At 72.6% G+C, this 13,365-nt stretch carries 11 protein-coding genes; 8 read left to right on the top strand and 3 right to left on the bottom strand.

Annotation, left to right across the window (positions count from 1 at the left end):
- The first annotated feature begins 3 nt into the window (after positions 1–3).
- Complete coding sequence (locus QJ852_10810) at positions 4–2,388, top strand: ComEC/Rec2 family competence protein (protein ID WGX98918.1); 2,385 nt, start codon at positions 4–6, stop codon at positions 2,386–2,388.
- Between the two features lie 59 nt (positions 2,389–2,447).
- Positions 2,448–3,419, top strand: coding sequence for a DNA polymerase III subunit delta (holA, locus tag QJ852_10815; GenBank protein WGX98919.1), 972 nt, complete (start codon positions 2,448–2,450; stop codon positions 3,417–3,419).
- Between the two features lie 121 nt (positions 3,420–3,540).
- Here holA and rpsT read toward each other — a convergent pair whose 3' ends face one another.
- Together rpsT and QJ852_10825 are read right to left on the bottom strand one after the other, a co-directional pair.
- The gene (rpsT, locus tag QJ852_10820; protein ID WGX98920.1) at positions 3,541–3,801 is read right to left on the bottom strand and encodes a 30S ribosomal protein S20; all 261 of its coding nucleotides are present in this window, start codon (positions 3,799–3,801) and stop codon (positions 3,541–3,543) included.
- Positions 3,802–3,964: 163 nt separating this feature from the next.
- A complete protein-coding gene (locus tag QJ852_10825) occupies positions 3,965–4,897 on the bottom strand; it encodes a phosphotransferase (protein WGX98921.1) in 933 nt (310 codons plus the stop codon).
- A 92-nt stretch (positions 4,898–4,989) separates the two neighbouring features.
- On the opposite strand from QJ852_10825, the gene lepA reads away from it, so the two are divergent.
- The gene (gene lepA / locus QJ852_10830) at positions 4,990–6,861 is read left to right on the top strand and encodes a translation elongation factor 4 (GenBank protein WGX98922.1); all 1,872 of its coding nucleotides are present in this window, start codon (positions 4,990–4,992) and stop codon (positions 6,859–6,861) included.
- A gap of 5 nt (positions 6,862–6,866) precedes the next feature.
- On the opposite strand, the gene QJ852_10835 is transcribed toward lepA, so the two are convergent.
- The gene (locus QJ852_10835; GenBank protein ID WGX98923.1) at positions 6,867–7,562 is read right to left on the bottom strand and encodes an MBL fold metallo-hydrolase; all 696 of its coding nucleotides are present in this window, start codon (positions 7,560–7,562) and stop codon (positions 6,867–6,869) included.
- A gap of 57 nt (positions 7,563–7,619) precedes the next feature.
- Between QJ852_10835 and QJ852_10840 the strand changes: the two genes are divergently transcribed.
- From QJ852_10840 to hemW, 5 genes are all read left to right on the top strand, one after another.
- A complete protein-coding gene (locus tag QJ852_10840; GenBank protein WGX98924.1) occupies positions 7,620–8,561 on the top strand; it encodes an aminoglycoside phosphotransferase family protein in 942 nt (313 codons plus the stop codon).
- Positions 8,562–8,592: 31 nt separating this feature from the next.
- The gene (locus tag QJ852_10845) at positions 8,593–9,282 is read left to right on the top strand and encodes an MOSC domain-containing protein (protein WGX98925.1); all 690 of its coding nucleotides are present in this window, start codon (positions 8,593–8,595) and stop codon (positions 9,280–9,282) included.
- A gap of 81 nt (positions 9,283–9,363) precedes the next feature.
- A complete protein-coding gene (locus QJ852_10850; protein ID WGX98926.1) occupies positions 9,364–11,187 on the top strand; it encodes an AMP-binding protein in 1,824 nt (607 codons plus the stop codon).
- Positions 11,188–11,225: 38 nt separating this feature from the next.
- The gene (locus QJ852_10855) at positions 11,226–12,101 is read left to right on the top strand and encodes an intradiol ring-cleavage dioxygenase (protein WGX98927.1); all 876 of its coding nucleotides are present in this window, start codon (positions 11,226–11,228) and stop codon (positions 12,099–12,101) included.
- Between the two features lie 25 nt (positions 12,102–12,126).
- Positions 12,127–13,338 (top strand): radical SAM family heme chaperone HemW, encoded by a 1,212-nt coding sequence (hemW, locus tag QJ852_10860; protein ID WGX98928.1) that lies wholly within the window; start codon positions 12,127–12,129, stop codon positions 13,336–13,338.
- Positions 13,339–13,365 lie beyond the last annotated feature (27 nt).

The following is a 13,365-nucleotide window of genomic DNA, read 5'->3' on the forward strand; positions in this document are numbered from 1 at the left end:
GCGGTGCCCCCGACGTCGACCACCTCCGCGGAGACCCGGCGGACCGGTCGCACCGCCCCGGACCTGCGGATGCCCGTCCTCGGCACCGCGGCGTGGCTGGGCGGCATCGCCGCCCAGCGCTTCGATGCGGGTGCCTACCTCGGTCTGCTCGTCCTCGCCGGTGCCCTGGCCGTCCTCGCCGTCGCCGTGAGGTCCCGGCCCGGCCCGAGCGCCCCGAGCGCCGGCGGTGCCCTGCGCCTGGCGGGGGCCGCCCTGCTCATCGCCGGCGCGGCCGTCACCGGCACGGTGCTGCGGCACGACGCGGTCCGCGGGTCGCCGCTGCGCGATCTCGCGTCCGAGCGGGCCACGGTCGACCTCGTCGGCACGGCCGTGTCCGACCCCCGCCTGATCGAGGGCCGTTCCGGACCGCAGGTCGTGGTCCGGTTCCGGGTGCGCGAGCTGACCGCGCGCGGTCATCACCTGCGTACCGGCGGGGTGGTCGTCGTCATCGGCGACCCCGCCTGGGGTCGGATCGCCCTCGGCGAGCGGGTGCTCGCCGAGGGCCGCCTCGCGGTCGCCGAGGACCCCGCGACGGCGGCGCTCCTGGTCGGCGCCCGCGCGCCGGTCCGGATCCGCGGACCCGATCCCTGGTGGCGCGCCTCGGCGGCGGTCCGGGCTTCGATCCGGCGCTCCGTCGCGCACCGGCCACCTGACCAGGCCGGGCTGGTGCCCGCCCTCGTCGACGGCGACGACGCGGGCCTCCCGGCGGAGGTGGAGCAGGACTTCCGGACCACCGGCCTCACCCACCTGACGGCCGTGAGCGGCACCAACCTGACCCTCGTCGTCGGCTCGCTGCTGCTGCTCGCCCGAGCGGTCGGCGTACGCCGGCGCTGGCTCACCCTGGTCGGTCTCGCGGGGATCGTCGGGTTCGTGCTGTTGGCCCGCACCGAGCCGAGCGTGCTCCGGGCAGCGGTGATGGGGACGGTGGGGCTGTTCGCGTTCGGCCCCGACGGGCGTCGGCGCGGGCTGCGCGCCCTCGGGGTCGCCGTGGCCGGGCTGGTGCTGGTCCAGCCCGGGCTCGCGGTCGCAGCGGGTTTCGCGCTGTCGGTGCTCGCCACCGCGGGCATCGTGCTGCTCGGTCCGCCACTGGCGCAGGCGCTCGCGCGCTGGCTGCCGCGCGGCCTGGCCGAGGCGGTTGCGGTGCCGACCGCCGCCCAGTTGGCCTGCACCCCGGTGATCGCGGGCCTGTCCGGCGAGGTGAGCCTGGTGGCGATCGGCGCCAACCTGCTGGCCGGCCCGGCGGTGGCGCCGGCCACGGTGCTGGGCCTGGCCGGCGGCCTGGTCGGTCTCGTCTGGCCGTGGGCCGCACGCCTGTGCGGCACCCTGGCCGGCTGGAGCGTCGGCTGGATCATCGCCGTCGCCGAGCAGGGGGCCGACCTGCCCGGCGCGGCGGTCGGCTGGGGGAGCGGTGGGCTCGCGATCGGCGGACTGGCGCTGATCTGCGTGGCGGTCGCCGTCGGACTGCCCCGACTGCTCCGGTCCCGCACGGCGGGCGTGCTCCTCGCCGTGCTCCTGCTGCTGGTCGTGCTCGGCGTGCCGGGCCGGCTCTGGTCGAGCATGCGGGGCGGCTGGCCGCCACCCGGTTGGGTGCTCGTCGCGTGCGATGTCGGCCAGGGCGACGCCCTGGCCGTCTCGGTCGGCCCGCGTGCGGCGATCGTGGTCGATGCCGGGCCCGATCCGCGGGCGGTCGACGACTGCCTCGACACGTTGGGCGTCGAGCGGGTGCCGCTGGTCGTGCTGACCCACTTCCATGCCGACCACGTCGACGGGCTGACCGGTGTCCTCGACGGGCGCCGGGTCGACGGTGTCGAGACCACCGGGCTGGCTGACCCGCCGGGCGGTGTCGGACTGGTGCGGCGCGCGGCGGCAGAGGCGGGCGTCCCGGTGGCGACGGCGCCCTACGGCACCACCCGGCGCATCGGTGCCGCGCTCGTGCAGGTGCTCCACCCGGACCTGCCGGCGGCGGCAGGACCCGGCGACGGCAGCACCGCCAACGACGCGAGCGTGGTCCTCCTCCTCGAGGTGTCCAGTCTGCGGCTGCTGCTCACCGGTGACCTCGAGCCGCCGGGGCAGGCGGAGGTCGCCGCCCTCGCCGGCCGGCTGGAGGTCGACGTGCTCAAGGTCCCGCACCATGGCAGCGCGCACCAGGACCTCGATTGGCTGGTAGGGCTGGGGAGCGAGGTGGCGCTGATATCGGTCGGTGCCGACAACGACTACGGCCACCCGGCGTCCGCGGTGGTGCGTGCGCTGGAGGACGCCGGTTCTCGGGTGCTGCGGACCGACCGGGACGGAGATCTCGCGGTGGTCGCCGACGGGGCGGGCGGCCTGCGCACGCGCACCCGGCGCTGAGCCCGCCGGCGCGGGCGGGTGGCGCGGATCGTGTCGGAGCGGTGTGGGAAGGTGGGCGCATGCGGGCCGAGGACGTGCTGGGTCGGATCACCCTGGTCACCGGCAAGGAGGAGTTCCTCGGCGCGCGCACCGTCGACGACGTCAAGGCTGCGGTCCGGGGGCACGACGCCGAGGCCGAGTTCGGCGACACCGCTGCGGCCGACCTGACCCTCGCCACGCTCGGCGAGCTGGCGGCGCCGTCGTTGTTCTCGGCGGTGCGCTGCGTCGTGGTCCGCGGCCTGGAGAACCTGCCCGACGAGTCGGTCGACGGCCTGCTCGGGTACGCCGCCGCGCCGGTCGAGGACGTCGCGCTGGTCCTCGTCCACGGGGGCGGCCAGAAGGGCTCCGGCGTGTTGACCAAGCTGCGCAAGCTGCCGGCCGTCACCGAGCACAAGTCCGAGGAGCTCAAGGCGTCCGACTACCCCGGGTTCGTGGCGGGGGAGGTGCGCCGGCTCGGTGCCGGGATCGACCGCGAGGCCGCGGACGCGCTGATCGAGTCGATCGGGCGCGACCTGCGCTCCCTGGCCGGGGCCGCCCATCAGCTCACCAACGACTTCCCGGGGGAGCGGATCAGCGAGGCGCAGGTCCGACGCTACTTCGGCGGCCGGGCCGAGGCCAAGTCCTTCGCGGTGGCCGACGCCGCCTTCGCCGGGCGCGACCGGGCAGCCCTGGAGGAGCTGCGCTGGGCGCTCGACTCCGGGACCGCGGCCGTGCTGATCACCTCCGCCTTCGCGGGCAGCGCCCGCGGTCTGGCCCGGCTGGTGAGTGCTCCGCGCGGGATGCGCGACGCCGACCTGGCCCGCGAGGTCGGCGTCCCGCCGTGGAAGCTCCGCTCGCTGCGTGACCAGGCCCGCGGCTGGACCGACGCCGGGCTGGCCCGGGCGATCCGCGCGGTCGCCCAGGCCGACGCCGACATCAAGGGCGCCGCGAGCGACGCGTCCTACGCCCTGGAGCGGCTGGTGCTCACCGTGACCGGCCTGCGCCAGCGTTGAGTTGCCACTTTCTCACCGTTGAGATGCCAAAGAGCGGCGGTCAATGACCGCCGCTCTCGTATCTCAACGGTGAGAAAGTGGCAACTCAACGCGGCTCCGGACCGGAGCCAGCAGGGTGGTCTCAGAGAGAGGCGGCCTGCTTCGCGATCGACGACTTGCGGTTCGCGGCCTGGTTCTTGTGGATGACGCCCTTGGAGGCGGCCTTGTCGAGCTTCTTGCCGGCCTCGCGGGCCAGGGCGACGGCGTTGTCCTTGTCGCCGGCCTCGGCGGCCTCACGGAACTTGCGGATCGCGGTCTTCAGGCCGGACTTGACGGCCTTGTTGCGCTCGTGACGCTTCTCGTTCTGCTTGTTGCGCTTGATCTGGCTCTTGATGTTCGCCACGTTCTACTCGCCTCTGTGTCAGGTGGGGGATGCTGGTTCTGGTCCGGAGCGCGCCTCGGTCGCCGTGCTCCTGACCACCCCGGCTTCGTCAGCGGAGGGCGGGCAGGCGGGAACGCGGAGACGCGACCAGCAAGGCTAACAGCGGGTCGACATCCCGCCCAAATCAGGGTCCGTCCGACCAGCCGCGCCGCTCGGCCAGCCAGTGGTCGATCACGTCGCGCTGCCAGGCCTGCGCGGCGCGCAGGTGTGGCGAGGTGGGCGGGACCGGCTGATCGGCGCTCGCGGCGAAGTAGCCGAGGATCAGCGCCAGGAAGACGTCGACATGCTCGGCGGGGACCGACGCCAGCAGCGGGTGCGCGGCGATGTGGGCCTCGACGTCCAGGCCGTCGCCCCGCGGCCCGATGAGCAGGAGCAGGGAGTCGAGCCAGGCGGCGCCGACGATCGGCCAGTTCCAGTCGCACAGCAGGGCGGTGCCGTCGGGACGGAGCAGGATGTTGTCGTCGCGGATGTCGGTGTGGACGAGCGTGTCACCGGCGACGACCTCGGCGTACCGCGCGGCGAGCGCGCGGATCTGGCCCGCGCGCGGGTGCGCGATCCGGTCCCACAGCGCCGGCCAGGAGGCGAACTCGGCGACCGCGCTGTCGAGACCCACCCCGGGAGCCGGGGTCAGGGTGTCCGCCATCGTGAGCGCCATCGTGGAGGCGGCGGCGAGGTCGTCGGCCCGCCAGGGCCGGTGCGGCGCCCGGGCGTCGACGTACTCGGTGGCGAGCAGCAGCCAGTCAGCGACTTCGTCGGTCCACAGCAGCGCCGGGGCCGGTACGCCGGGCGGCAGGGCGGCGAGCTTGCGCGCCTCCTCGCGGTAGGCGTCGGCGAACACCCGCTGCGCCTTGACCGACGCCGCCTTCACGAACGCCCGGCTTCCGTCCGCGCAGGTCAGCACGGACGCGAACCCTGGGGTGAACCCGCCGTCCTGCGACACCGCGTCGACCACGGGGGAGCCGAGCCGCCGCTCCACGGCACGCCGCGCGAGCGGCGGCAGGTGCGCCCAGCCCAGGCGGCGGGCGGTCCGGCCGTGGGGGATGACGGTGGGGAACACGCGCCCATCATGGCCGACCGGTCCCGAGGCGCCCCCAACGGTGCGCTCCGGGTTTAGCGAACCGGAGCGGCATCCGGGACAATGGCGGGACCATGCCAGCCTCCGCCCCGCAGCCGGGTCACACCGACCCCGCGATCATCCGCAACTTCTGCATCATCGCGCACATCGACCACGGCAAGTCGACGCTCGCCGACCGGATGCTGCAGCTGACCGGCGTCGTGGGCGAGCGTGAGGCGAAGGCGCAGTACCTCGACCGGATGGACATCGAGCGCGAGCGCGGCATCACCATCAAGTCCCAGGCCGTGCGGATGCCGTGGACGGTCACGGCTGACAACGCGGCGGGCGCCGAGCCGGGCACCTACGTCCTCAACATGATCGACACGCCCGGCCACGTCGACTTCACCTACGAGGTGTCGCGGTCGCTGCAGGCGTGCGAGGCCGCGATCCTGCTCGTCGACGCCGCGCAGGGCATCGAGGCGCAGACCCTGGCGAACCTGTACCTCGCGATGGGTGCCGACCTGCACATCATCCCGGTGCTCAACAAGATCGACCTGCCCAGCGCCAACGTCGAGAAGTACGCCGCAGAGCTGGCCAACCTCGTCGGCTGCGAGCCCGAGGACGTGCTGCTCACCTCGGCCAAGACCGGCGTGGGCGTCGAGGCGCTGCTCAACGAGATCGTGAAGTCGGTTCCGGCCCCGGTCGGCGACGCCGACGCCCCGGCCCGCGCGCTGATCTTCGACTCGGTCTACGACACCTACCGCGGCGTGGTCACCTACGTCCGGGTCGTCGACGGCGAGCTCTCGCACCGCGACAAGATCAAGATGATGTCGACCGGCGCGCTGCACGAGATGCTCGAGGTCGGCGTGATCAGCCCCGAGCCGATGAAGGCGGCCAAGCTCGGCGTCGGCGAGACCGGCTACCTGATCACCGGCGTGAAGGACGTGCGCCAGTCCCGGGTCGGCGACACGGTCACCGTCAACGGACGCCAGGCGGCCGAGCCGCTGGGCGGCTACGAGCACCCCAACCCGATGGTCTTCGCGGGGCTCTATCCGATCGACGGCGACGACTACCCGACGCTGCGCGATGCGCTGGAGAAGCTCCAGCTCAACGATGCCGCGCTCACCTTCGAGCCGGAGACCTCCGGCGCGCTGGGCTTCGGCTTCCGCTGCGGCTTCCTCGGCCTGCTGCATATGGAGATCACCCGCGAGCGGCTGGAGCGCGAGTTCAACCTCGACCTCATCTCGACCGCGCCCAACGTGGTCTACGAGGTCGTCATGGAGGACGGCACCCAGTTCACGGTCACCAACCCGAGCGAGTACCCCGACGGCAAGATCGCCGAGGTCCGCGAGCCCATCGTCGACGCCACGGTGCTCGCGCCGGCCGACTACATCGGCACGATCATGGAGTTGTGCCAGCAGAAGCGAGGCACCCTGCAGGGCATGGACTACCTGTCCGAGGACCGGGTCGAGATGCGCTACGTGCTGCCGATGGGTGAGATCGCCTTCGACTTCTTCGACCAGCTGAAGTCCAAGACCAAGGGCTACGCCTCGCTCAACTACGAGTTCTCCGGCGATCAGGCCGCCGATCTGGTCAAGGTCGACATCCTGCTCCAGGGTGAGCCGGTCGACGCGTTCTCCGCGATCGTCCACAAGGACGCCGCCTACTCCTACGGCGTGATGATGGCCGGCAAGCTCAAGGAGCTCATCCCCCGGCAGCAGTTCGAGGTGCCGATCCAGGCTGCCATCGGCGCCCGGGTGATCGCGCGGGAGAACATCCGCGCCATCCGCAAGGACGTCCTCGCCAAGTGCTACGGCGGTGACATCACCCGCAAGCGCAAGCTGCTCGAGAAGCAGAAGGAGGGCAAGAAGCGGATGAAGATGGTCGGCCGGGTCGAGGTGCCCCAGGAGGCCTTCGTCGCCGCGCTCTCCACCACCGGCCCGGCGGGCGACAAGCCCAAGAAGTAGTCGGCTCAGGGCTCCCAGACCGCGGCGTCGTGGGCGAACACGACGCGCCGCGGATCGAAGGCCAGGATCCGCTCCAGCCACGGGCTCGGCTCGGGCAGCGGGGGCTCGTGCCCGAGCGCCCGGGCCCGCGCGGCCAGCACGTCGGCGGAGAACGCCGAGGCCGTGTCGTGGGCCTGGCCGGCCAGCACCACGCTGCCGTCCTCGCACACGACCACGACCGACTGGTGGCCGTCGACGTGCCCCGGTGTCGGTACGACGTGCACGCCCGCCGCGATCTCGGCCTCGCCGTCGAGCAGGTCGTAGTGGGCACCCGCGAAGTCGACGAGCTCCGGCACCGTGTAGTCGACGACCTCGCGGGCCGTCGCCAGCTCCGCGCGCTGCGTCACGATGGGGACCCGCGGGAACCGGGGGTTGTTGCCCACGTGGTCGAAGTGCAGATGACAGTTCACGACCACCGCGATGTCGCCGGTGGCCAGCCCGACCGCGCCCAGGGCCTCCTCGAGGGGGAGCCGGCGCGGCCGGTACCACGCCTCGGCCTCCGGGCCGGCGTCGCCGAGTCCCGTGTCGAGCAGGAGCGGGCCGACGGGGGTGCGGACGACGTACCCGTGGACGGCCTCGACGCGCGGCCGGCCGGTGCCCGTCTCCGCGGCGGGGCGAACGAAGGAGCCGAACTCGATGCGCCGCACGTCCTCGATCCGCATGTCCTGCACGGTAGCGCTCCCACCGACCCGCTTGTCCCGCTCTGGTGGGATGTCCGGGTGCCTCCCGTCGTCACCGTCCCCGCCGACCTCGACGGCCGGCGTGCGCTCGGGCCGGAGTGGGCCGCCTGGCTCGACCGCCTCCCGGCCATCACCCGGTCCGTCCTCGACGACTGGGAGCTGACGCCGGAGGGCGCGAGCTGGCATGGCTTCTGCTCCCTCGTCCTGCCGGTGACGACCGCCGACGGCGTACCCGCGGCCCTCAAGGTCGGGCTGCCCGACGAGGAGTCCGAGCACGAGCACCTCGCCCTGCAGCGCTGGGGCGGGCACGGCGTGGTCCGGCTGCTCCGCGCCGACCCGGGCCGCCGGGCGCTGCTCCTCGAGCGGCTGGAGCGCGAGGACCTCACCGAGAGCTGGGACCTGGACGCCTGCGCGGTGGTCGCGAGCCGGTACGCCGACCTCCACGTGGCCCCGATGCCGCAGCTGCGATCCCAGGCGTCGTACGTCGAGCGGTGGCTGGACGGGCTCGCCCGCGACGCCCAGGACGTGCCGATCCCGCGGCGGCTGGTCGAGCAGACGCTCGCCCTCGGGCGGGACCTGGTCGCGGAGCCGGCGACGGCGGTGATCCACGGCGACCTGCACTACGGCAATGTGCTGCGCGGCCGGCGCGGCGGCGAGGAGGCCTGGCTGGTCATCGACCCGAAGCCGACCAACGGCGACCCGCACTACGAGCTGGAGCCGATGCTGCGCGACCGGTTCGACGAGTACGCCGCACCGGGGACGGCCGGATCGGTCCGCGACGGCATCCGCCGGCGCTTCCACGCCCTGGTCGATGCCGCCGGACTCGACGAGGCCCGGGCCCGTGACTGGGCGGTGGTCCGCTCGGTGCTCAACGCGCACTGGGCGCACGAGGACGCCGTCCGCGCGCACCGTCCGCTCGACGCCGAGGAGCGGGAGCACGTCACGGCCTGCATCACCGTCGCCAAGGCCGTCCAGGACTGAGGCCGCTGCTCGCCGCGGGTAATCTCGCGCCATGGCGTTCGTCCGGACCATCAGCGTCGGCCTGCCGCGCGCGCGTGCGTGGGCCGGTATCGGGCGCACCTCGATCGACAAGCGCCCGGTCCCCGGCCCGGTGGCGGTGCACCCGCTCGGCATCGAGGGCGACCAGGTCTCCGACACCCGCCACCACGGCGGGCCCGACCAGGCGGTGTACGCCTACGCCCGCGAGGACCTCGACTTCTGGGAGCGGGAGCTCGGACTGCCGATCCGCGACGGTCACTTCGGGGAGAACCTCACCACCGAGGGCATCGACGTCAACGCCCTCGAGATCGGCACCCGCCTGCAGATCGGCGAGCCGGGCGTCGGCATCCTCGTCGAGGCGGTCTACGTCCGGATCCCGTGCAACGACTTCAAGGGCTGGATGGGGGAGAGCGGCTACGACGCGCGCGCCTGGGTCAGGAGGTTCGCCGCGGTGGCCCGGCCGGGACCCTATCTGCGGGTCCTGGAGACCGGCGTGATCGCACCGGGCGACCCGGTCGGCGTGGCGCACCGCCCCGGCCACGGCCGGACGATCCGGGACATGTTCGTCGCCCTCACCACCGACCGGAGCCGGCTGCCCGACCTGCTCGAGGTCGACGGCCTGCTGCCGAAGGTCCGTGCGAAAGCCGAAGAATTCGTCCAGCGGACGGCCGGTTCCCTACCCCCCGCGGAGCCTGTGGCTTAGGTTACTGCCCAGTTGTCCACGATCCACCGGTCCACGGATCGTGGGCACGTCGGTCTCGGACGAGCAGACGCAGGGAGCGCCATGCCCATCAACCACGACACCAATTTCCTGGAGCACATGCCGAAGAACTGCGCGGTGCAGTTCCTCGACCGGGTGGAGAAGAGCGCGGACCGGGAGGCCTTCCGCTTCCCGCGCGGCGACGCCTGGGAGTCGGTGACGTGGCGCCAGGCCGGCGACCGGGTGCGCCGGCTGGCCGCCGGCCTGCTCGCCCTCGGCCTCGTGCCGGAGCAGCGGGTCGGGATCGCCTCGGCCACCCGCTACGAGTGGATCCTCGCGGACCTGGCCGTGATGTGCGCCGGCGGCGCGACCACGACGGTGTACCCGTCGACCGGCGGCGAGGACACGGCGTACATCGTCGGCGACGCCGAGTGCCGGTTCGTCTTCGCGGAGGACGAGACCCAGCTGGTCAAGCTGCGCGACCACCGCGCCGAGCTGCCCGCGCTCGCGAAGGTCATCAGCATCGACGACACCCTGGCCGACGGCGACTGGGTGATCTCCCTCGACCAGCTCGCCGAGCTCGGCGACGCGCACCTGGCCGAGCAGCCGGACGCCGTCGACACCGTGGTGCAGGCCATCGATCCCGAGCAGCTCGCGACGTTGATCTACACCTCGGGCACGACCGGCAAGCCCAAGGGCGTGCGCCTGCTGCACCGCACCTGGGTCTTCGAGGGCGAGGCGATCAAGGCCCAGGACATCCTCCACGAGGACGACCTGCAGTTCCTGTGGCTGCCGATGGCCCACTCCTTCGGCAAGGTGCTGCTCTCCACCCAGCTCGCCTGCGGCTTCGCGACGGCCATCGACGGCCGGGTCGACAAGATCGTCGACAACCTGGGCGTGGTGAAGCCGACCTTCATGGGCGCCGCACCGCGGATCTTCGAGAAGGCCTACGCTCGCATCGTCACGATGCAGGCCGCCGAGGGCGGCGCCAAGGAGAAGATCTTCCTCAGGGCCTTCGAGGTCGGCCGCAAGGTCGATGCGCTCGAGCTGGCCGGCCGATCGGTCCCGTTGCCGCTGCGACTGCAGCACCGGATCTTCGACAAGCTCGTCTTCAGCAAGGTCCGCGAGCGCTTCGGCGGCCGGGTGCGCTTCTTCATCTCCGGCTCGGCCGCGCTCAACGCCGACATCGCGGCCTGGTTCCACGCGGCGGGGATCCTCATCCTCGAGGGCTACGGCATGACCGAGAACGCCGCCGGCGCGACGGTCAACCACCCCGACGCCTACAAGCTCGGCAGTGTCGGCCAGCCGTTCCCCGGCACCGAGGTGCGCATCGGCGAGGGTGGCGAGGTCCAGCTCAAGGGACCGCACGTGATGGCCGGCTACCACAACCGGGCCGAGGCGACGCGGGAGGCACTGACCGACGACGGCTGGCTGCGCACCGGCGACAAGGGCGAGCTCGACGCGGACGGCTTCCTCACGATCACCGGCCGGATCAAGGAGCTCTTCAAGACCTCGGGCGGCAAGTACATCGCCCCGCCGGCCATCGAGGCCAAGTTCAAGGCGATCTGCCCCTACGTCAGCCAGTTCATGGTGTTCGGCGCCGAGCGCAACTTCGTCTCGGCCCTGATCACGCTCGACCCGGACGCCATCGCCGGCTGGGCCGCCGAGAACGGCAAGGAGGGCAAGGACTACACCGCCCTCGTCAACGACGACGCCGTCCAGGCGATGGTCGGGGAGTACGTCGACGAGCTCAACACCCAGCTCAACCGCTGGGAGACCATCAAGAAGTGGAAGCTCCTCGACCACGACCTGAGCATCGAGTCCGGGGAGCTCACGCCGTCGCTGAAGGTGAAGCGCACCGTGGTGGAGAACAACAACGCCGAGCTCATCGACTCCTTCTACTCCTGACACAGCAACTGCACAGACTCGGCCCCGAGACTCGGGGCATGAGCCACCGCAGCCACGACGAGCACGACGAGACCGACGAGCACGACCTGGGGCTGTCCCACGACCTGCCGAAGATCATGGCGCGTCGTGGGCTGCTCGGCCTCCTGGGCGGGGTCGGCGCGGTCGCGGCGCTGAGCGCCTGCGGTGCCGACGACACGACGACGCCGAACGGTACGACGGGCCAGGGCCGGCCGCCCGAGGACGCGCCGCCGGGCGGAATGGGCGGCGACAGCGGGGTCGACGTCGCGGAGGGGGAGATCCCCGAGGAGACCGCGGGCCCGTATCCCGGCGACGGGAGCAACGGACCCAATGTGCTCACCGAGTCCGGTGTCGTGCGCAGCGACCTCACGTCCAGCTTCGGCACAGCCTCCGGTGTCGCCGAGGGGATCCCGACCACCGTCCGGCTGAGGGTCTACGACCTCGACGGTGACGAGGTGACGCCGCTCGCGGGCGCCGCGGTCTACCTGTGGCACTGCGATCGCGAGGGCCGCTACTCGATGTACGACGACGAGGTCGCCGACGAGAACTACCTGCGCGGCGTCCAGGAGGCCGACGCCGACGGGAACCTCACCTTCACCACGATCTTCCCGGCCTGCTACGCGGGCCGCTGGCCGCACATGCACTTCGAGGTCTACGCGAGCCTGGCCGCGGCCACCGGCGCGGAGAACAAGCTGCGAACCTCGCAGCTCGCCCTGCCCGAGGGGGTCTGCGACGACGTCTACGCCACCGAGGGCTATGAGCAGAGCGTGCGGAACCTGTCCCGGCTCAGCCTCGACAGCGACAACATCTTCAGTGACGGCTACTCCCTGCAGCTCGCCAAGGTCACCGGCTCGGTCGAGGACGGCTACACCGTGACCCTGAACGTCCCGGTCTAGGCGTCCGGCTGGGAGGATGGAGCCCGTGCCGTCCGCCCTGCCCGAAGGCGACCCCGTCCCGAGCGACGGGTCGCTCCCGCCCTCCGCCCTGGCCGAGCTCGGCGCGCGTCCCTTCGGGTTCTACGTGCACGTGCCGTTCTGCCGGGTGCGCTGCGGCTACTGCGACTTCAACACCTATACGGCCGAGGAGCTGGGTCCCGGTGTCTCCCGATCCTCGTACGCCGACCAGGCGGTCGCCGAGGTGCGGCTGGCCCGCCGTGTGCTGGGCGAGCACGACCTCCCGGTCGGCACGGTCTTCCTCGGCGGCGGCACCCCGACGCTGCTGCCGCCCGAGGACCTCGGCCGCATCCTGCGCGCCATCGACGACGAGTTCGGGCTGGCTGCGGGGGCTGAGGTGACGACCGAGGCCAACCCGGACTCGGTCGACCTCGGCTACCTCGAGCGGCTCCGTTCGGCGGGCTTCAACCGGCTGTCCCTGGGGGTCCAGTCCGCCGTGCCGCACGTGCTGGCCGTGCTCGACCGCACCCACGACCCACTGCGGGTGCCCGGAGTCGTCGACGCGGCCCGCGCCGCCGGCTTCGAGCAGCTGAGCCTCGATCTGATCTACGGCACGCCGGGGGAGAGCCGTGACGACTGGGAGGTCACCCTGGACGCGGCGCTGGCCTGCGCGCCGGACCACGTCTCGGCGTACTCCCTGATCGTGGAGGACGGCACCGCCCTGGCCCGGCGGGTGCGCCGCGGCGAGCTGCCGATGCCGGACGACGACGACCTGGCCGACAAGTACGTCCAGGCCGACGAGCGGCTCGGGGCCACCGGGCTGGGCTGGTACGAGGTCTCGAACTGGGCCCGCGACGACGCCGCACGCTGCCGCCACAACCTGGGCTACTGGGCGGGTGCGGACTGGTGGGGGATCGGGCCGGGCGCCCACTCGCACGTCGGCGGGGTGCGCTGGTGGAACGTCAAGCACCCCGCGGCGTACGCCGGCCGGCTGGCCGAGGGCGTGACCCCGGCGCACGCGCGGGAGATCCTCGACGCGGAGACCCGCCGCGTGGAGCGGGTGCTGCTGGAGGTGCGGCTGCGCACCGGCCTCGCTGTCGACGTCTTGGACGCGGACGCGCGATCCGCGCTCCCGGCGCTGGCCGCGGAAGGGCTGGTGGAGGAGCGTCCGGACCGGGTCGTGCTCACCCGGCGCGGCCGGCTGCTCGCGGACGGGGTCGTGCATCGCCTCCTCACCTGAACCTCTATTAAATCTAGTGTTACACTC

This window comes from Nocardioides sp. L-11A, from assembly GCA_029961745.1.
In the GTDB taxonomy this organism is placed as follows: domain Bacteria; phylum Actinomycetota; class Actinomycetes; order Propionibacteriales; family Nocardioidaceae; genus Nocardioides.

What these genes read in the sequence shown, in the direction of transcription:
- holA (WGX98919.1), top strand. Translation starts at nt 2,448, where the DNA reads ATGCGGGCCGAGGACGTGCTGGGTCGGATCACCCTGGTCACCGGCAAG.
- lepA (WGX98922.1), top strand. Translation starts at nt 4,990, where the DNA reads ATGCCAGCCTCCGCCCCGCAGCCGGGTCACACCGACCCCGCGATCATC.
- QJ852_10835 (WGX98923.1), bottom strand. Translation starts at nt 7,562, where the DNA reads ATGCGGATCGAGGACGTGCGGCGCATCGAGTTCGGCTCCTTCGTTCGC.
- QJ852_10845 (WGX98925.1), top strand. Translation starts at nt 8,593, where the DNA reads ATGGCGTTCGTCCGGACCATCAGCGTCGGCCTGCCGCGCGCGCGTGCG.
- QJ852_10850 (WGX98926.1), top strand. Translation starts at nt 9,364, where the DNA reads ATGCCCATCAACCACGACACCAATTTCCTGGAGCACATGCCGAAGAAC.
- QJ852_10855 (WGX98927.1), top strand. Translation starts at nt 11,226, where the DNA reads ATGAGCCACCGCAGCCACGACGAGCACGACGAGACCGACGAGCACGAC.